This window comes from Methylobacterium sp. 77, from assembly GCF_000372825.1.
Lineage (GTDB): Bacteria > Pseudomonadota > Alphaproteobacteria > Rhizobiales > Beijerinckiaceae > Methylobacterium.
The window spans coordinates 1,926,885-1,945,081 of sequence record NZ_KB910516.1; the positions used below are offsets into that span (position 1 = coordinate 1,926,885).

Consider the following 18,197-nt stretch of genomic DNA (forward strand, 5'->3'; position numbering starts at 1 on the left):
GATCAGGTGCCGGATGTCGTCGCGTGGTCCCGTCGCGGACATGGGCGGAGCCGACTTCAAACGCGAATGGCCCGATCCTGAGGACCGGGCCATTCGCGTGTTGCCGTCAGCCTGCCGAAACGTGTTCCGCTTCGGCAGGAAGAGATTTCAGAGGCCGCCGAACTTGTAGTTGAAGCCCGCCTTGATGAGGTTGCCCTCGGTGCTGAAGCGCGAGGTGTAGGAGCCCGTGGAGGGAGCGCCCAGGCCGGTGTTGTTCACCAGCACGTTGCGGCTGCCGAGGTCGTAATGCAGGTATTCGGCCTTCAGGGTGATGGCGCTGGCGCCGATGAAGCTGCCGATGAAGTTGAAGCGGTTGAGGAAGCTGTCGGTGGGGATCGCCCACTCGATGCCGCCGCCATAAGCGTAGCCGGTCTCCATGTCGTTGTAGCGGCCGGCATAGGCCAGGGCGCCGGCGCCGTTGAAGAAGTTGGCGCCGTAATTGACGTTGCCATAGGCGAAGCCGCCGGTGCCGTAGACGAGGACCGTGTCGAAGGCGTAGCCGATGCGGCCCTGGACGGTGCCGAGATAATCGAGGCGCTGGCGCAGGTTGCTGGGATTGAGAGCACCGCCGGGAGTGCTGGCGGGGCCGAAATAGGCGTAGCTCTTCGAGATGTCGGTCCAGGTCACGTCGGCGTTGAGGCCGACCACGAAGCCCGAGCCCGGGGTGAACTGGTAATTGTAGCCGACGCCACCGCCGACATTGCCGATGCCGTCCTGCTCGGACCGGAAGGTGCCCGGACGGCGGTTCAGGCGGACGTTATCGGCCGTGTTGATGTTGTTGCCGGTGGTGCGGATCGTCTGCTCGTCGCTGAAGGCGTACGAGCTGTGGGTGCCGAGGTAGAAGCCGGTCCAGGTGAAGACCGGGACGGGCACGAAGACGGGCGGGGGGGCGGCGCGGCGCGGAAGATCCGCGGCCGAAGCGGCGCCGGCCAGGAGAACCGTAGCGGTGCCGGCGAGAAGAAGCTTCGCGATCATGGTGAGAGTGTCCGTAGGAGCTGACCTTGCGGTCAAACTACCGCGTCGGCCACGGGGCGACTATGACCGGCGCGCCACACCGATACTCAGAATTGCATGGGCGTGAGTCATCGCCCGCTTCGACCGGTCATCCCGATCTGCGGTGTGCCAATCCGTGAGAGCGATGACAGCCCTGCGCTCGTATCCAGCCCGACGCAGGGGCCGGGCCGGTTCTGCCTGTCGGCCTTGCAAGACCGATACCATTCGGTGCCGTCTCGCCACCAAGCAAGCACGGAGGCGGCACCGGCGCGGGGCGGAGCAACCTGCGTTTACGGAGCCTCGCAGGACATGACATCGGCGGCCTGCGCCACCGTCAGCGCGCGCTTGCGCACCCCGACGGATACAGAGGGGCGTTCCGAGACGGCGGATGCTTCCCGTCGCAGAACCGCGTCGCAGGCGCAGGAGCGGTGCCCCGCCGCCTCGTAGCAGGCATCGTGGCGCATGCAGGCGGCGTCGAGATCGTCGGTCGGCGGCAGTCCCTCCCCGCGCTGGCCGGCACCGCAGTAATTGCCGTGAAACAAGGCCTTGCCGGTGATGGCATCCACCAGGGGTGCCTCCGGCAAGGCGGTCTCCGGTGCGGCTCCGCCGCGGTTGAAGGCGTTGGCCGGTCCGCCGGCCCGCTGCGCCGAATTGCGCAGGGAGGACGGGATCCCCGAATCGCGACCCGGCTCGGCGAGGGATTCGCCCGAGCGGCCATTCGGATCGGATTGCTCCGCGAGCGGCGGCGGCGGACCCGGAACGGGATCGTCCGGCTCTTCGGTGGCCGGCCGCTGGTCGGCGCTGGGCGGTGGGGAATCCGGCGGCGTTGCCTGTGCGCCGGCGTGCGAAGCCCAGAAGAAGGCTACGAGGGCCAGCGATGCCTTGAAATGTTGCCGCACGTGCCCGAGCTCCTGCCTAAAATGCAGGCCAGCAACACGGAGATGCCGAAAAGCGTTCCGGCGTCACTCAAAGCTTAGGACAGGAATCCTTCCGGGCCTATAGGCTCGGCCCGGTCTCGAGGCATTCCCCGCACGGGCAGGAAAGGCTCCGAGACCGGGCGGCCATCGTCAGCGCGAGAACTTCTTGTACTTGATCTTCTTCGGCATCAGCGAATCGGCGCCGAGGCGGCGCTTCTTGTCCTCCTCGTAATCCGAGAAGTTGCCCTCGAACCATTCCACGTGGCTCTCGCCCTCGAAGGCGAGGATGTGGGTCGCGATGCGGTTCAGGAACCAGCGATCGTGGCTGATGATGACGGCGCAGCCGGCGTAATCCTCCAGCGCCTCTTCGAGGGCCCGCAGGGTCTCCATGTCGAGGTCGTTGGTGGGCTCGTCGAGGAGGAGGACGTTGGCGCCGCCCTTCAGGGTGCGGGCGAGATGGACGCGGTTGCGCTCACCGCCCGAGAGCGTGCCGACCTTCTTCTGCTGGTCCGAGCCCTTGAAAGCGAAGGCCGCGCAATAGGCGCGGGAATTGATCTCGCGCTTGTTGAAATAGATGATGTCGTTGCCGCCGGACACCTCCTGCCAGACGGTGGCGCCGGGATCGAGGGCGTCGCGCGACTGGTCGACATAACCGAGATGGACGGTCTCGCCGACGGAGATGGTGCCGCCGTCGGGCGTCTCCGAGCCGGTGATCATCTTGAACAGCGTGGTCTTGCCGGCGCCATTGGGGCCGATCACGCCGACGATGCCGCCGGGCGGCAGCTTGAACGACAGGTCCTCGATCAGCAGGCGGTCGCCGAACGCCTTGTTGAGATGGTCGAACTCGATGACGTTGTTGCCGAGGCGCTCGTCGATCGGGATGACGATCTGGGCCGAGGCGTCGATCTTGTCATTCTGCTTGGCCACCAGCTCGTCGTAGCGGGTGATGCGGGCCTTGGACTTCGACTGACGCGCCTTGGGCGAGGCCGAGATCCATTCCTGCTCGCGGTTGATGGCGCGCTGGCGGGCCATGTCCTCGCGGCCTTCCTGGGCGAGGCGCTTCTGCTTCTGCACCAGCCAGGCCGAGTAATTGCCCTCGTAGGGGTAGCCGCGGGTGCGGTCGAGCTCGAGGATCCAGCCGGTGACGTTGTCGAGGAAGTAGCGATCGTGGGTCACGATCAGGATCGCGCCGGGATACTGCTTCAGGTGGCCTTCGAGCCAGTTGACCGTCTCGGCGTCGAGATGGTTGGTGGGCTCGTCGAGGAGGAGCAGTTCGGGCTCCCACAGCAGCAGCTTGCACAGGGCGACGCGGCGGCGCTCGCCACCCGAGAGGGTGGCGACGGGCTGGTCGTCGCTGGGGCAGCCTAGGGCCAGCATGGCCTGATCGACCTTCGAATCGAGCTCCCAGAGGTCCTTGGCCTCAATCTGATCCTGGAGGGCGGTCATCTCGTCCGCCGTCTCCTCGGAATAGTTCATCGCGAGTTCGTTGTAGCGGTCGAGCAGCGCCTGCTTCTCGGCGACGCCCTCCATCACGTTCTCGCGCACCGACTTGTTCGCGTCGAGCTGCGGCTCCTGCGGCAGGTAGCCGACGCGCGCGCCCTGGGCGACGAAGCCTTCGCCGGTCCATTCGGTGTCGATGCCGGCCATGATCTTGAGCAGGGTCGACTTGCCCGAGCCGTTGATGCCGAGCACGCCGATCTTGGCATCCGGGTAGAACGACAGGTTGACGTTATCGAGGATCTTCTTGCCGCCGGTATAGGTCTTGGTCAGACCCTTCATGTGGTAGATGAATTCGCGCGCCATGAGCGTCCGGTATCCTTGACTGTTGCTGGGCGGCTCAGCGCTCGGGCGCTGGATCGGCCGCCGGAAATGGCGTGGGTGGGGCTCGCCGCGGAGGTCGCGCGCCTTGAAAAGCAGCGCGCGTTGCTCCGGCCCGCCCAGGCCGTCCCGCGTGCGGCGGCGTCGGACGGCATCGAGCCGCCATCGGACCCGCACGCGTGAGACGATGGCTGGACGTACCAGGGCGGCGGGTCAGCGGCAAGAACGGGTATGGTCGGTCGGCGCGCCCGCGCGCGTCTTTCTGCGCCGGTTCGGGTCGTTCAGGCGAAAGGGTTCTCCACCGTCCGCGAATTCGATGCCGTTCGCGGCGCCTCGTCCGGCAGGTCGGCCGCTTCGAGGGCCGCCACGATCGCGTCGGCGACGGCCTTGAGCTTGCGCGCCCGTTCCAGTCCGGTCCTGTCCCTAGGCAGGTCCAGGCTGCCGTGGATGGCGATCGACTCGGCGCCATTTTCCAGCGAGAGGCCCCCGATGGTCTCGACCGTGGCGTCATCCGCGAAGGGCGTGAAGATCGGGAGGGGCGCCTTCGTCTCGGCCGGCTTCGTCATATCCGCCTCTCGTCCCGTTCGAGCATTCAGAAGATCGATCGCAGAACCTCGCGAAGCAGCCGCCGCGCCATCCGGTGGAGGGTCGCGAGCGCCCATTCCTCGAAGCCCGGCTCCTCGCGCATGCGCCCCTTCGGCCGTCCGCCCGCCATGTCACTCCCGGCCCCATCGCCCCTGGAATAGGTCCGCGGTTCGGGCAGGTCCATCGCCGTGGCCGCGAGTCCGGGAAAGACGTCGATGCCCGAGAGCGTCGCCAACTCGCCGAGCGGGATCGAGCGCCATTCGGCATCGGCCCGGTTCGCCACAAGATAGGCCGCCGCCTCGCCGCGCGCCGGATCGTACAGGGCCTTGAACAGGGAGGTCGGCACCAGGACGCGCCCATCAAGGGAGTCGATGGTGGTGCCCGCATAGATCGTCCCGGTGACGACGAACAACTGGCCCCGCGCGACGGCGAGGCGCCGGACGCTCTCCTCGATCGCCGCCCACAGGCCCCGGTTCAGGACGCGGTTCTGCGGCACCACGTTGGCGAGGCTGAACGATTCGGCCTGTGCCGCGGCACTCGGCATGTCGCCGGCCGGCGCCATGTGGCCCCGGTCGAATCCGCTGCGGACATAGTCGTCGAGCCGGGCGCGGTCGGCTTCGGGCAGGCGCTCCTCCTCGTGGAAGGAATCCGTCCGGTCGATGGCGCGGGCGTTCCTGACACTCGCTCGCGTCAAGGGCTCGGAGACGTAGATGGGGGTTCGGGAGATTCCCGAATGCAGAACCGCGAAAGCCTCGTAGCAGAGGCGGACCGTCTCGGTGGCGAGCTTGCGGTTGACGAGGACGGGCGCCCGTCCGCGGGCGAACAGGGAGGGGCAGCCCGCACCCGCCAAGCCGTCACCCGCCAAGCCGTCACTCAACAAGCCGTCACCCGGCCAGGCGACGAGGCCGAGGACGAGGGCCGCCGCCGGAACCGCCGCCGACACGCGGACCCGGCGCCGCGACGGGCTTGTCGAGACGACTGCCCTCAATAGCAGACCCGGACCTTGCGCGTGCCGGAGGGTGTCGGCCGCCAGCGATAGCCGCAGGGCCGGCCGAGCGTCCCCTCGAAGGGATGGACCCGTCGATCGGGCTGCTGCGACGCGCCGGGATGGCTGCAGCCGTCGAGCCTGTCGCAGGGGAGCGTGAATTCGAGGACCGGCGCCGGGATGTCGTCCAGAACGCCCCGGCCGGCCAGGGGAGAGGCCGCGGATGGTTCAGGACATAGCGTCACACAGGCCGAAAGGCCCAAGAACAGCACCGCGGACATGCGTCGAAAGCAGGTCATCCCGGCGCGCGGCGAAGTCATCGCCGACGGAAAAACCATTCTTCGACATTGATCGATCGGCCGCAAATCCTTAACTCCTTCGGCCGTTCCAAACGCCAAAAGCGTGGGACGCGGCCAGCAGACACGATATGTCGGCGTGGTATTGACCGATGGTAGCGTTATAATGCGCGTCGGTCATGGCGGCCTCGTTGCGTGAAAAGTCGCCAAAGCCGGGATCGCCGGAAATCCCGCCCGAAGCCGATAGCGGCAGGCGGGGTACCCTGTCGATCGGTTACCTGATTCAAAGAAGTGAGTGGGCCATTGTCACGGATAGAAACCTCGATCCTCGACGGGCTTGACGAGCCGTCTTCTCTTCGTGCGCTTCCGGAGAGCGCGCTCCAGGGTGTGGCGGACGCGGTGCGTCTTGAGATGATCGACGCGGTGTCGGTGACGGGCGGTCACCTCGGGTCGGGTCTCGGCGTGGTCGAGCTGACGGTGGCGTTGCATCACGTGTTCGACACGCCCGACGACCGGATCGTGTGGGATGTCGGTCACCAGGCCTATCCGCACAAGATCCTGACGGGGCGGCGCGACCGGATCCGGACCCTGCGCCAGCCGGGCGGGCTGTCGGGCTTCACCAAGCGTTCGGAGAGCGTCTACGACCCGTTCGGCGCAGCGCATTCCTCGACCTCGATCTCGGCGGCGTTGGGCATGGCGGTGGGGCGCGATCTCGACGAGGCGTCGGCCAAGGCCAAGGGCGCGCCCGCACCCAAGCGCCGCAACATGGTGGCGGTGATCGGCGACGGCTCGATGTCGGCGGGCATGGCCTACGAGGCGATGAACAATGCCGGCGCGCTGCATTCGCGCCTGATCGTGATCCTCAACGACAACGACATGTCGATCGCCCCGCCGGTGGGGGCGATGTCGGCCTATTTCGCGCGCCTGGCCTCGGGCGGGACCTATCGCTCCCTGCGCGAGACCGCCAAGCAGCTCGGCAAGCTCCTGCCGAAGGCACTCTACCAGCGCGCCGCGGCGGCTGAGGAATATGCCCGCTCGCTGGTGGTGGGCGGCGGCACGATGTTCGAGGAGATGGGCTTCCACTATGTCGGCCCGGTCGACGGGCACAATCTCGACCATCTCCTGCCGATCCTGAAGAACGTGCGCGATTCGGATGAGGGCCCGATCCTGCTCCACGTGGTGACCCGGAAGGGCAAGGGCTACGCGCCGGCGGAGGCCTCGGCCGACCGCTACCACGGCGTCGTCAAGTTCGACGTGCTGTCGGGGGTGCAGGCCAAGGCCAAGCCGAACGCGCCGGCCTATACCCGCGTCTTCGGCGAGAGCCTGATCAAGGCGGCGGATGCCGACGACAAGGTGGTGGCGATCACCGCCGCGATGCCGGGCGGCACGGGCATCGACCTGTTCGGCAAGGCGCATCCCGACCGGACCTTCGATGTCGGCATCGCCGAGCAGCACGCGGTGACTTTCGCCGGCGGGTTGGCGACGGAGGGCTACAAGCCGTTCGTGGCGATCTACTCGACCTTCCTGCAGCGGGCCTACGACCAGGTCGTGCACGATGTGGCGCTGCAGAACCTGCCGGTGCGGTTCTGCCTCGACCGGGCCGGCCTGGTGGGGGCGGACGGCGCGACCCATGCGGGCGCGTTCGATCTCGCCTATCTGTGCTGCCTGCCGAACATGACGGTGATGGCGGCCTCGGACGAGGCCGAGCTGGTGCATATGGTGGCCACGGCGCACGCCCATGACAGCGGCCCGATCGCCCTGCGCTATCCGCGCGGCGAGGGTGTGGGCGTCGACCTGCCCGAGCGCGGCGTACCGCTGCCGGTCGGCAAGGGCCGGATCGTGCGGCGCCCCGAGGGGGCCCGCGTGGCGCTGCTCAGCCTCGGCACGCGCCTCGGCGAGGCGCTGAAGGCGGCCGACCAGCTGGAGAGCGCCGGCATCGCCGTGACGGTGGCGGATGCGCGCTTCGCCAAGCCGCTCGACGAGGCGCTGATCCTGGATCTGGCCGCCTCCCACGAGGTCCTGATCACCCTGGAAGAGGGTTCGGTCGGCGGCTTCGGCGCGATGGTGCTGCATCTCCTGTCGGAGAAGGGCGCGCTGGATGCGGGCCGGGTGCGGGTGCGGACGCTGACGCTGCCGGACCTGTACCAGGACCACAACAACCCGGACACGATGTACGCCGAAGCCGGCCTCGACGCCGACAGCATCGTCAAGACCGTCATGGCCACCTTGCCGGAACAGAAGGCCGGCCGCCTCAGGCTGGCCTGACATCGTCGGGGCAGGAGGAGAGGCACTGAGGTGCGTTCGCCTCCCGTGCCGATCTCTTCAGCGATAGCATCGCCGTCCCGCGGCGCCATCGACTCACACGATGGGTCGTCGTGCGCCGTGACGGATGGTGGCGACGGCAACGACCCCGGCTATGGTATCGACTCGGTAGATAATGAGGTAGGGAAGGCGAGGCACGGCGAAGAGACGCAGCCCCCGCCCCATCGAACGTCCCGCATGAGGTTGCTCGGCGAGCGTCCGAAGTGCGTCCGTGAGCCGGGCCTGGACGTTTTCCGCTGCCTGCGGGGAGGTCTGAGTGATGTAGGCCGCGATCTCGTCGAGATCATGGGCGGCGCGGCGAGAGAGAAGAAGTCTCATCGTCCCTACATCGATGTACGAGGCCCGTGCCGCTTGAACGCGGCGGCAACGAGCGCGTCCGCATCCCCCTCGACGACGTCTCCGCTTTCGATCTGCGCCAGTCCCTCTAGGACGAACGGCAGATCCTCTTGTTCGATGTCGATTGCGGCATCTTCCCCGGCGGGATTCCTGCCGGCAAGGGTCAGGATCGCGTGCGCCACGCTGTCCCGTTCGGCGGGTGGCATTCGACGCATCGCCTCGGCAGCCTGATCTACGATATCGCTCATCGGTGGCCCTCCGCCCGGGATCCTAACATATCTCGACCTCCGCGCCCCACCGCCAAGACGCGCATTCTGTAGCTGGAGATGCGCCAAGATATCGGGATCGGTGGCCCAAAAGGCGACCGACGACGATGCCCAAAACCATCGAGAATGCGCACCATCGTCTGTGTCGTGGCGCACGACCGTTCCCCGGTGTGGCTCGCCTGCGCTTGTCCCGTGCCGGTATCGATGACAAAAGCGCCATCCTGCGGTCGGACCCGTCGTGGCCCGACTCCCGTCCGACTCCTGACCCTACGAGAGAAATGACAGAGGCCACCCCTTCCGGCAGGTTCGACGAGAGCCAATTCGATGCCGGCCCGGTGCTCATCACCGGAGCGAGTGGTTTCCTCGGTGCCGCTCTCGTGGACGTGTTCCGCAAGGCCGGGTTCGCCGTGCGGATCATGGTGAGGGCCTCATCCCCGCGCACCAACCTGACCTGGACCGATGTCGAGATCGTCGAGGGCGACATGCGCGATCGCGCGTCGGTCGCCGCCGCTCTCGCCGGACAGCGCTACCTCGTCCACGCCGCCGCCGATTACCGGCTCTGGGCGCCGGACCCGGAAGAGATCGTCCGCACCAACCGCGACGGCGCGCTGATCCTCATGGAAGAAGCCCTGCGGGCGGGGATCGAGCGCATCGTCTATACGTCGAGCGTCGCCACCATCAAGCCGCATGACGACGGCACCTCGGCCGACGAGACGCGCCCCCTCACCCCCGGCACGGCCATCGGCGCCTACAAGCGCAGCAAGGTCGTGTCCGAGCGCGTGGTCGAGGAGATGGCGGCCCGCAACGGCCTGCCCGTGGTCATCGTCAACCCTTCGACGCCGATCGGCCCGCGCGACGTGAAGCCGACGCCCACCGGCCGCATCATCGTGGAAGCGGCGCTCGGCCGGATGCCGGCCTTCGTCGATACCGGCCTCAACCTCGCCCATGTGGACGACGTCGCCTACGGCCATCTCCTGGCCCTGCGGCATGGCCGCGTGGGCGAGCGCTACATCCTCGGCGGCGAGAACGTGCTGCTGTCGCAGATGCTCGGCGACATCGCCGGGATGGTCGGCCGCAAGGCGCCGACGATCAACCTGCCGCGCGCGGTCGTCTATCCGATCGCCTTCTTCTCCGAGCAGATGGCGCGGATCACCGGCAAGACGCCGTTCGCGACCATCGACGGCATCAAGATGTCGCGCTACCGCATGTTCTTCACCGATGCCAAGGCACGGGCCGAGCTCGGCTACAGCGCGCGGCCCTATCGCGAGGGGCTGTCGGATGCGCTCGGCTGGTTCCGCCAATCGGGGTATCTGAAGTGAGCGCCACCCTCGACAGCGCGACGGATGCGCGCTCGGGCAAGGGGCACAAGGACGAGAACTTCCCCGTCGCCTCCCACCTGATCCACCCGAAGAATCGCGGCGCGATCCTGGCGTTCTACGATTTCGTCCGGGCCGGCGACGATGTCGCCGACCATGCCGACCTGTCGCCCGAGCGCAAGATCGAGCTTCTCGACCATCTCGCCGATGCGGTGACCGGCAAGGGGCCGTCCGATCCGGAGGCCGAGCCGCTGAAGCGCGAACTCGCCGCGCGCGGCCTGCCGCCGACGCACGCGCTCGAACTCCTCGACGCCTTCCGCCTCGACGCCGTCAAGAACCGCTACGAGGACTGGGACGACCTCATCGCCTATTGCCGGCTCTCGGCCTTGCCGGTGGGCCGCTATGTCCTCGACGTCCATGGCGAGGACCCGGCCGTGGTGTGGGGGCCGTCGGACGCGATCTGCGCCGCGCTCCAGATCATCAACCACCTCCAGGATTGCGCGAAGGATTACCGTCGCAACGACCGGGTCTACCTGCCGAGGGACGTGCTGGAGCGCCACGGCGTCACCGTCGACGCGCTCGCCGCCGACAGGGCGTCCCCTGCCCTGCGCGCCGTCATCCGCGAACTCGCCGAGCGGACGATGGTCCTGCTCGACGAGGGCGCGATCCTGCCCGACCTCATCGACGACCTGCGCCTGAGCCTCGAGATCGCGGCGATCCACCGTCTCGCCGTGGTGCTCACGAAGGGCCTGCTCACCCGCGACCCGCTGAGCGAGAAGGTCCATCACGGCAAGGCGGGGTTCGCCCTCACCGCCCTCGGCGGGATCGCCGCGACGCTGGCGCGGCGCCCGCTGCGCGCGCGCATCCTGCGCCGTCAGGCCACGCGCGTCGCGAGCCACGGAGCCCGGCCATGAGCGCCACCGCATCGCCCGTATCGGGGACCGCAGACGTGCCGGATGCCGCGCTGCCGGCCGCCGGCTCCTCGTTCTACACCGCCATGCGGCTGCTGCCGAAGGATCGCCGCGAGGCGATGTACGCGGTTTACGCCTTCTGCCGCTCGGTCGACGACGTCGCCGACGATGGCGGGCCGGCTCCCGTCCGCGCGGCCGAACTCGACCGCTGGCGCGCCGATATCGACGCCCTCTATGCCGGCAACCCGGTGCCGCGCGTGCAGGATCTGGTCGTGCCGATCCGGCGCTACGGCCTGCTGCGCGAGGATTTCCAGGCGGTCATCGACGGCATGGCGATGGATGCGTTCGAGGACATCGTCGCTCCCGACGAAGCCACCCTCGATCTTTATTGCGACCGCGTCGCCAGCGCCGTCGGACGGCTGTCCGTGCGCATCTTCGGCCTGCCCGAGGCCGACGGCATCCGCCTCGCCTACCATGAGGGCCGCGCGCTGCAGCTCACCAACATCCTGCGGGACATCGACGAGGATGCCGAGCGCGGCCGCCTCTACCTGCCGCGTGAGAAGCTGGCCGCCATCGGTCTCACCGATCCGACGCCCCATTCCGCCATCGCCCATCCCCGCATCGGCGAGGTCTGCATCGCCGTCGCCGGCGAGGCGGAGGCGCATTACCGCGATACCTGGTCGATCATCGATCGCAACCCGCGCAAGGAAACGAAGGCGCCCCGTCTGATGGCTGCGGCCTACCGGCTCTATCTCGACGCGGTGCTGAAGCGCGGCTGGGCGATGCCCCGCGCCCGGGTGAAGCCCTCGAAGCTCGCGCTGCTCGGCGTCGCGCTCCGTCACGGGATCCTGTGATGGCGGGCGCGGAGACCGGGACGGTCCATGTCATCGGCGCAGGCCTCGCCGGCCTGTCGGCCGCCGTGTCGCTGGCGGAGCGGGGCCGGCATGTCGTCCTGCACGAGGCCGCCAAGCAGGCGGGCGGGCGCTGCCGCTCCTATTTCGATTCGACGCTCGGCCTGACCATCGACAACGGCAACCACCTGCTGCTGTCGGGCAACCGCTCGTCCCTCGACTTCCTGAAGCTGATCGGCGCGCCTTCCGATGCCCTGGCCGGGCCGGAGGAGGCCGAGTTCCCGTTCGCCGACCTGAAGACCGGCGAGCGCTGGACCCTGCGGCCGAATTCCGGCCGGGTGCCGTGGTGGGTGCTGCAGGCCTCGCGCCGCGTGCCCGGCAGCCGCGCCATGGATTACCTCGCTCCCCTGAGCATCCTGCGGGCCGCCTCGGGCAAGGCTCCCGGCCGTGGCGGCACGATCGGCGAGCGCATGGAATGTTCCGGGCCGCTCTACGAGCGCCTCTGGCGTCCGGTGCTGCTCGCGGCGCTCAATACCGACCCGCACGAGAGCGATGTCGGGCTCGCCGCCACGATCCTGCGCGAGACGCTGGGCGCGGGCGGTGCCGCCTGCCGGCCGCTCATCGCCGTCGGCGGCCTCTCGGCGGCCTTCGTCGATCCGGCCCTGGCCTATCTGGCCGGGCGCGGCGCGGAGATGCGCTTCGGGCGCCGCCTGCGCGGCCTCGGTGCCGGCGAGGGCCGGGTCGATACCCTGCTCTTCAGCGACGAATCAATCACCCTCGGTCGCGATGATTCGGTCGTGCTCGCCCTGCCGCCATGGGTCGCCGCCGACCTGATCCCGGGCCTTTCTGCGCCGCGATCCTACCGGTCGATCGTCAATGCTCACTTCGCGATCGTTCCTCCACAGGGCTCGCCGTTACTTCTCGGCGTGGTGAATGGTCTGACCGAATGGCTCTTCGCCTATCCGGATCGACTGTCGGTGACCATCAGCGGCGCCGATCGCCTGCTCGATGTGCCGCGCGAAGACTTGGGGCGGCAGATCTGGGCCGAGATCTCGACTTTGACCGGACTTGCACCGGAACTGCCAAGCTGGCAGATCGTCAAGGAGAAGCGGGCGACCTTCGCGGCGACGCCCGAAGAGGCCGCACGACGCGCGAGCGCCGTGACGGCCCATGACAATCTCGTCCTGGCAGGCGACTGGACCGCGACCGGCCTGCCATCGACGATCGAGGGAGCGATCCGTTCGGGAACGACGGCTGCGCACGCGCTCCTCAAGGGCGCGCCAGCGCGCCGTGAAGCTGTGGCGCGCGGCGCGGCGTGAGGATGGGGCCGCGTCAGGCGGCGCTCGAGGCGAGGACGATGCGAGAGGCATTCAAGAAGGTCGAGACGCTCCAGCGTCCCAAGACCCAGGAAATCTCCCTGGACGACGTCGAGCATGGAGTCATGCGCGCGACGCAGGCCCTGACGAATCTCGTCCATGCGGATGGGCATCTCTGCTTCGAGCTCGAGGCGGATGCGACGATCCCGTCCGAATACATCATGTTCCACCAGTTCCGGGCGACACCCATCGCGCCCGACCTGCTGGCCAAGATCGGCAATTACCTTCGGCGCACGCAGGGCAAGCACGGCGGCTGGTCGCTGGTTCATGACGGCCCGTTCGACATGAGCGCCAGCGTGAAGGCCTATTACGCGCTGAAGTTCGTCGGCGATTCGATCGAGGCCCCGCATATGCGGCGTGCCCGCGAGGCCATCCTCTCCCGCGGCGGCGCCGCCAATTCCAACGTCTTCACCCGCTTCCTGCTGGCCCTGTTCGGCGAGGTGCCCTGGCGCGCCGTGCCGGTGATGCCCGTCGAGATCATGCATCTGCCGAAGTGGTTTCCCTTCCACCTCGACAAGATCTCCTACTGGGCGCGCTGCGTGATCGTGCCCCTGCTGGTGCTGCAGGCCAAGAAGCCGCTCGCCAAGAATCCGCTCGGCCTGGGCATCCCGGAGCTGTTCGTGACGCCGCCCGACCACGTGCGGTCCTGGCCCGGCAGCCCACACGCGACCTGGCCCTGGACGCCGATCTTCGGCGCCATCGACCGTCTGCTGCAGGCGACGCAGGACCATTTCCCGAAGAAGCGGCGCCAGCGCGGCATCGACAAGGCGGTGGCCTGGACCAGCGAGCGCCTGAACGGCGAGGACGGCCTCGGCGCTATCTTCCCGGCCATGGTCAACACCGTGCTCATGTACGAAGTGCTGGGCTATCCCGCCGATCACCCGCAGGTGCGGATCGCCTGCGAGGCGGTCGAGAAGCTCGTCGTGGTCAAGGAGCACGAGGCCTACGTCCAGCCCTGCCTGTCTCCGGTCTGGGACACGGCCCTGGCCGGCCATGCCCTTCTCGAGGCCGGCGGACCCGATGCCGAGCATCAGGCCCGGCGCGGCCTCGATTGGCTGCGTCCGCTCCAGGTGCTCGACATCAAGGGCGATTGGGCGGCCGGCCGCCCCAACGTCCGCCCCGGCGGCTGGGCGTTCCAATACGCCAACCCGCATTTCCCCGATCTCGACGACACCGCCGTGGTGGTCATGGCGATGGACCGGGCGACCCGCCAACACGGGCTCGTCGCCGACGTGCCGGATTATGCCGTCTCGATCGCCCGCGCCCGTGAATGGGTCGAGGGTCTGCAATCGAGCGATGGCGGCTGGGCGGCCTTCGATGCCGACAACAACCACCATTACCTCAACAACATCCCGTTCTCGGATCACGGCGCCCTGCTCGATCCGCCGACCGCCGACGTCACGGCCCGCGTCGTCTCGATGCTGTCTCAGCTCGGCGAGACCCGCGAATCCTCGAAGGCCCTCGATCGCGGCGTGAAATACCTCCTCGACGATCAGGAGGAGGACGGCTCCTGGTACGGCCGTTGGGGCATGAACTTCATCTACGGAACCTGGTCGGTCCTGTGCGCGCTGAACGCCGCCGGCGTCGATCCGGCCTCGCCGGAGATCCGCAAGTCGGTGTCCTGGCTGATCCGGATCCAGAACCCGGATGGCGGCTGGGGCGAGGACGCCTCGTCCTACAAGATCGATCCGGCCTTCGAGCCCGGCTATTCCACCGCCTCGCAGACAGCCTGGGCGCTCCTCGCCCTGATGGCGGCGGGCGAGTCCGACGATCCGGCTGTGACGCGGGGCATCAACTACCTGACGCGGACGCAAGGGGCGGACGGCTTCTGGTCGGAGGAGCGCTACACGGCGACCGGATTCCCGCGGGTGTTCTACCTGCGCTACCACGGCTACCCGAAGTTCTTCCCGCTCTGGGCCATGGCGCGCTACCGCAACCTCAAGCGCAGCAACACGCGCTCCGTCGCCTACGGGATGTAGGCCCGTCGAGGGGCGCGGCGGATCAGATCGGGTTCGGAAAGTGCCCGGTCAGCGTCAGCGGGATGGGGTTGCCCAGGACGGAATAGGGATAGGTGACGGTCACGGTGGTGAAGCTCACGCCGCCCACCAACGCGGTGCGGTTGACGGTGATCTGACCCGCCAGCACGTCCCCGATCCCGCGCCGGGCTGCGAGCCTGGTGAAGAAGCACTCGCCCGCCGTCGCGGCGCAGGTCGCGTCCGCTGCTGCGCAGGTGGATGCGCCGATGGCGAGGCAGCGCGCGGTCTCGGCCGCGGTTTCCTGCAGGGCGCTCTTGGTCCAGAGCGCCAGGGCCAGCCCGAAGGCGCCCCAGGCCAGGAGCAGGAAGACGGGAGCCAGCAGGGCGAATTCAATGGCCGAGGTCCCGCTCTCGTCGCCCCCGATGCGGCGCGTCATGCGACATCCCTTCGCTCTCCTCGCGCCGTGGATCCCCGCTTCGCTCCGATCGATCGACGCCCGCCTCACTGCACCCTCACGATCGCGAGGTCGCTGGTCGCGAAGGTCGGGCCCAGGATCGTGTCGGACACGAGCAGCGTCGACGTGCTGGCGCTGATCGTGATGGTGACGAACTTGCCCGACGAGACGCTGCCGCCGCAGGTGCCCGAGGCGCTTCCCGTGCCGGTCCAGACGGCCGGGAAACCCGAGAGACAGTAGAAGCCGTTCAGGTTGGCGGCGTCCGAGGCGTTGTTGAACAGCACCGTGACGACGGGAGGCTCGGGCAGGTCGGCGGAGGCCACCGCCACCGCCTGGACCCGGCTCAGGAAGGCCCCCAGGGTGCTCGAAGTCAGCGATTGGCCGTTCATCTGGGCATAGAGAGCGGCGGCCGTGGTGGCGTTGACGATCCGAAGCTTCATGTAGAAGGCGTGGCCGATATCGACGATCGCCACGGTGATCAGCAGGAAGACGGGCATGATGAGCGCGAATTCCACCGCCGCGAGCCCGTCGCGGGCCCGCGAGAGACGGGCGAACGAGGCCCGGAATCGCCGGATCACTGGACCAGGACCGGGCGGAGGCTGCCGCTCGCGCCGATCGTCAGGCCGGCGCAGGGAGCGACGTTGATCTTGGCGTTCTGGTAGATGTCGAGGACGCCGGAGACGATCTGGAAGCAGCCGCCGATGGGATAGTTGACGGTCTGGTTGCCGTAGATCGAGGCATTGCTGGTGGGAACGTAGATCAGCCCCGACATGGTGTCGGAGGGATTGTTCGACTGGTAGAGGCTCAGCGCGCCGCCCAGGACGACGATGAGAATGTCCTTGTGGCCCCAGAGCGGGTTCATGCCGGTGGGCGCGGTGGCGACGATGTTGCCGACGCCCAGCATGCTGATCGATCCGCCGTAGAACGCGAAGGTGACGCCGACCGCCGTGAGATTCTGCGTCGTCAGCGAGAACGAACCGCCATAGAGCGAGACGGTGGCGGAGCCGGTCGTGGCCGAGCCGCCATAGCCGAAGGTGGTGCTCGTCCCGGCCAGCGAGATCGATCCGCCGTAGAAGTCGACATCGCCGACGCCGAACCGCGTCGTGGACCCATTGCTGAACGCGACCGACCCGCCCTTGAAGTAGAACGGACCATTGCCGAAAACGAGGGTTCCCTTCACGTTGTAGAGCGTCCCGCCGTAGAAATAGAATGGCCCGTTTCCATAGGTCATCGTCCCCGTATTGCTGTTGGACATGCTGCCGCCCCAAAGATAGAACGCGCCATTTCCAAAGCTCATCGTGCCGGTCCCATTCGAAATCGAACCGCCATTGACGTAGTGCTGGCCGTCGAGGAAGCTCATCGATCCGGTGCCGTTGACGATGCCCGCACCGAAGACCTTGGTCCCGTTCCCGACCTTCAGGGTTCCGGCATTCGTGTTGTTGACGTTGCCGTTGAACGAATAGGTGGCGTCCGGGAGCCGCATCGTGCCGCTGCCGTTGGTGACGTATTGTTTGAAGACGAAGGTGACGACGGCGTTCGGGGCGATGGCGAAGGTCGTGGTCGCGCTCCCCTGCGCGACGACATAGCCGGAGATGACGTAGCAGCCGCTGGCGAAGGTCAGGGTGTTCGCGCCGTTCAGCACCATGTTGCCCGAGAGCGTGGTCGGAGAGGCGCAGGACGGATCGGCCATCCCGCTTCCGCTGAAGGTCAGGGCCGAATCGGTGATCGTCAGGGTGCCGTAACGGACGTTCTGGGGCAGGGTCTCAACCGAGCCTGCCGCATAGGTTTTATCGGTGCCGGCCGAGACGGCGGGATTGAGCGTGGATCGGGGCGAGGTAGAGCCATAGGGCCAGCCCGGACTGCCCATCGCCGTGAGATGGTTCTTGACGGCGACTATCTCCGGGTGGGTCGCGATCGTGTCCGTGATCGTCGCGCCATAGGTGAAGGCCGATGCCGGGGGAGACATCGACGCCGTCGAGCACAGGTACGGGGCTTCCTGGCCGGACGTGTATTTGACGGTCGCCTTGCCGACCGCGACCGCAGCGCCGCCGCAGACGTAGAGATAGGTGTTCGCGCTGACGGCGCAGCTGCTCCCGCTGACCGAGGCCGAACCGTAGATGTTGGTCGGGCCTAGGAAGGAGGCGAGGCAGGCTCCGCTGGCGGTGGAGGGTGTGAGTTCGGCCGTCGATGCGGCCAAGACGCCGTTCGAGGTCCCGATCGCTCCGAGATTCGGCAGCAGGACGGGAATGTCGCGGGTCACGCTGGTCGACAGGGACGGGTTGTCGGCGTTTGCCGGAGACGTCCCGCTGGTGGTGGACACCGTCGCGCCCGCCAATCCATTGATCGCCACCACGTTCGCGGCGGTGGCGATGGCCGTGGCGCTGGGCAAGTTGTTGACGATGGGGTTCGGTGTCGCCGCTGCGGCCAGATTTGCGAGATCCGCCGCGCGTTGATTCTCGAGCTTGGCCACGTAGAGATTGGCGGCTTCGAAGCACAAGGCCATGGCAAGGGCGATGACACTGAAGATCAAGGCTGCCAGGACGGCGATCGAACCCTTGTCATGAGCGCGAAATCGCCGGAACTGGAAAACGATACGCATGCGGGTTTCGTCTTGTCACCGTCGCCTGTTCGGACTGATTCCGGCCGGCCACTCAGTGGTAAACTATCCCATCAATCAAAATAAATTCTAAACTGAATTACAGTGCATTCTATCTGTATGATAAGAAATTAAATCAAATATAGATTTTATTTTATTC

17 protein-coding genes are annotated in these 18,197 nt (G+C 67.5%); 6 read left to right on the plus strand and 11 right to left on the minus strand.

The window, feature by feature from the left end; genetic code table 11:
* Positions 1-147 precede the first annotated feature (147 nt).
* From A3OK_RS0109140 to A3OK_RS22605, 6 genes are all read right to left on the minus strand, one after another.
* Positions 148-1,014 carry a hypothetical protein gene (locus A3OK_RS0109140; protein WP_019904564.1) on the minus strand — a complete coding sequence of 289 codons (867 nt, stop codon included), beginning with the start codon at positions 1,012-1,014 and terminating at the stop codon, positions 148-150.
* A gap of 308 nt (positions 1,015-1,322) precedes the next feature.
* Positions 1,323-1,931 (minus strand): phospholipase A2 family protein, encoded by a 609-nt coding sequence (locus tag A3OK_RS0109145; RefSeq protein WP_019904565.1) that lies wholly within the window; start codon positions 1,929-1,931, stop codon positions 1,323-1,325.
* Positions 1,932-2,099: 168 nt separating this feature from the next.
* Positions 2,100-3,752: an energy-dependent translational throttle protein EttA gene (gene ettA, locus A3OK_RS0109150; RefSeq protein WP_019904566.1), complete on the minus strand. Its 1,653-nt coding sequence runs from the start codon at positions 3,750-3,752 to the stop codon at positions 2,100-2,102.
* Between the two features lie 296 nt (positions 3,753-4,048).
* Entirely contained in the window at positions 4,049-4,333 is a 285-nt protein-coding gene (locus A3OK_RS0109160) for a hypothetical protein (protein ID WP_019904568.1), read from the minus strand.
* A gap of 26 nt (positions 4,334-4,359) precedes the next feature.
* Entirely contained in the window at positions 4,360-5,232 is an 873-nt protein-coding gene (locus A3OK_RS0109165; protein WP_245259422.1) for a DNA/RNA non-specific endonuclease, read from the minus strand.
* Between the two features lie 104 nt (positions 5,233-5,336).
* Positions 5,337-5,618, minus strand: a complete 282-nt coding sequence (locus tag A3OK_RS22605; protein ID WP_155911987.1) for a hypothetical protein — start codon at positions 5,616-5,618, stop codon at positions 5,337-5,339.
* Between the two features lie 318 nt (positions 5,619-5,936).
* On the opposite strand from A3OK_RS22605, the gene dxs reads away from it, so the two are divergent.
* Positions 5,937-7,898, plus strand: a complete 1,962-nt coding sequence (dxs, locus tag A3OK_RS0109175) for a 1-deoxy-D-xylulose-5-phosphate synthase (RefSeq protein ID WP_026597073.1) — start codon at positions 5,937-5,939, stop codon at positions 7,896-7,898.
* A 93-nt stretch (positions 7,899-7,991) separates the two neighbouring features.
* Here the strand turns inward: dxs and A3OK_RS0109180 are convergent, their stop codons facing one another.
* Both A3OK_RS0109180 and A3OK_RS0109185 read right to left on the minus strand, forming a co-directional pair.
* Positions 7,992-8,273, minus strand: coding sequence for a type II toxin-antitoxin system RelE/ParE family toxin (locus A3OK_RS0109180; RefSeq protein WP_019904572.1), 282 nt, complete (start codon positions 8,271-8,273; stop codon positions 7,992-7,994).
* 5 nt (positions 8,274-8,278) lie between these two features.
* Positions 8,279-8,539, minus strand: coding sequence for a hypothetical protein (locus A3OK_RS0109185; protein WP_019904573.1), 261 nt, complete (start codon positions 8,537-8,539; stop codon positions 8,279-8,281).
* 296 nt (positions 8,540-8,835) lie between these two features.
* Here A3OK_RS0109185 and hpnA point away from each other — a divergent pair, with 296 nt between their 5' ends.
* Genes hpnA through shc form a run of 5 tightly spaced genes read left to right on the plus strand, consistent with a single transcriptional unit; the run spans position 8,836 to position 14,990 of the window.
* Positions 8,836-9,876 (plus strand): hopanoid-associated sugar epimerase, encoded by a 1,041-nt coding sequence (gene hpnA, locus A3OK_RS0109190; RefSeq protein ID WP_019904574.1) that lies wholly within the window; start codon positions 8,836-8,838, stop codon positions 9,874-9,876.
* Positions 9,873-10,787, plus strand: coding sequence for a squalene synthase HpnC (gene hpnC, locus A3OK_RS0109195; RefSeq protein WP_019904575.1), 915 nt, complete (start codon positions 9,873-9,875; stop codon positions 10,785-10,787). Before hpnA ends, hpnC begins: the two co-directional genes overlap by 4 nt.
* On the plus strand, positions 10,784-11,638 hold the full coding sequence (gene hpnD / locus A3OK_RS0109200) for a presqualene diphosphate synthase HpnD (protein ID WP_019904576.1): 855 nt from the start codon (positions 10,784-10,786) through the stop codon (positions 11,636-11,638). The genes hpnC and hpnD overlap by 4 nt, the downstream gene beginning before the upstream one ends.
* Positions 11,638-12,954 carry a hydroxysqualene dehydroxylase HpnE gene (gene hpnE, locus A3OK_RS0109205; RefSeq protein WP_019904577.1) on the plus strand — a complete coding sequence of 439 codons (1,317 nt, stop codon included), beginning with the start codon at positions 11,638-11,640 and terminating at the stop codon, positions 12,952-12,954. Before hpnD ends, hpnE begins: the two co-directional genes overlap by 1 nt.
* A 38-nt stretch (positions 12,955-12,992) precedes the next feature.
* Positions 12,993-14,990: a squalene--hopene cyclase gene (shc, locus tag A3OK_RS0109210; RefSeq protein ID WP_026597074.1), complete on the plus strand. Its 1,998-nt coding sequence runs from the start codon at positions 12,993-12,995 to the stop codon at positions 14,988-14,990.
* Between the two features lie 22 nt (positions 14,991-15,012).
* Here the strand turns inward: shc and A3OK_RS22610 are convergent, their stop codons facing one another.
* From A3OK_RS22610 to A3OK_RS0109225, 3 genes are all read right to left on the minus strand, one after another.
* The gene (locus tag A3OK_RS22610; RefSeq protein WP_019904579.1) at positions 15,013-15,423 is read right to left on the minus strand and encodes a TadE family protein; all 411 of its coding nucleotides are present in this window, start codon (positions 15,421-15,423) and stop codon (positions 15,013-15,015) included.
* Between the two features lie 65 nt (positions 15,424-15,488).
* Positions 15,489-16,019, minus strand: coding sequence for a TadE/TadG family type IV pilus assembly protein (locus A3OK_RS23295; RefSeq protein ID WP_019904580.1), 531 nt, complete (start codon positions 16,017-16,019; stop codon positions 15,489-15,491).
* Entirely contained in the window at positions 16,016-18,040 is a 2,025-nt protein-coding gene (locus A3OK_RS0109225) for a hypothetical protein (RefSeq protein ID WP_019904581.1), read from the minus strand. Before A3OK_RS0109225 ends, A3OK_RS23295 begins: the two co-directional genes overlap by 4 nt.
* Positions 18,041-18,197 lie beyond the last annotated feature (157 nt).

Coding starts and splice junctions, on each gene's coding strand:
- ettA (WP_019904566.1), bottom strand. CDS start 3,752: ATGGCGCGCGAATTCATCTACCACATGAAGGGTCTGACCAAGACCTAT.
- A3OK_RS0109140 (WP_019904564.1), bottom strand. CDS start 1,014: ATGATCGCGAAGCTTCTTCTCGCCGGCACCGCTACGGTTCTCCTGGCC.
- hpnE (WP_019904577.1), top strand. CDS start 11,638: ATGGCGGGCGCGGAGACCGGGACGGTCCATGTCATCGGCGCAGGCCTC.
- A3OK_RS0109180 (WP_019904572.1), bottom strand. CDS start 8,273: ATGAGACTTCTTCTCTCTCGCCGCGCCGCCCATGATCTCGACGAGATC.
- A3OK_RS22605 (WP_155911987.1), bottom strand. CDS start 5,618: ATGTCCGCGGTGCTGTTCTTGGGCCTTTCGGCCTGTGTGACGCTATGT.
- A3OK_RS22610 (WP_019904579.1), bottom strand. CDS start 15,423: ATGACGCGCCGCATCGGGGGCGACGAGAGCGGGACCTCGGCCATTGAA.
- A3OK_RS0109160 (WP_019904568.1), bottom strand. CDS start 4,333: ATGACGAAGCCGGCCGAGACGAAGGCGCCCCTCCCGATCTTCACGCCC.
- shc (WP_026597074.1), top strand. CDS start 12,993: ATGCGAGAGGCATTCAAGAAGGTCGAGACGCTCCAGCGTCCCAAGACC.
- A3OK_RS0109225 (WP_019904581.1), bottom strand. CDS start 18,040: ATGCGTATCGTTTTCCAGTTCCGGCGATTTCGCGCTCATGACAAGGGT.
- hpnD (WP_019904576.1), top strand. CDS start 10,784: ATGAGCGCCACCGCATCGCCCGTATCGGGGACCGCAGACGTGCCGGAT.
- hpnA (WP_019904574.1), top strand. CDS start 8,836: ATGACAGAGGCCACCCCTTCCGGCAGGTTCGACGAGAGCCAATTCGAT.
- A3OK_RS0109185 (WP_019904573.1), bottom strand. CDS start 8,539: ATGAGCGATATCGTAGATCAGGCTGCCGAGGCGATGCGTCGAATGCCA.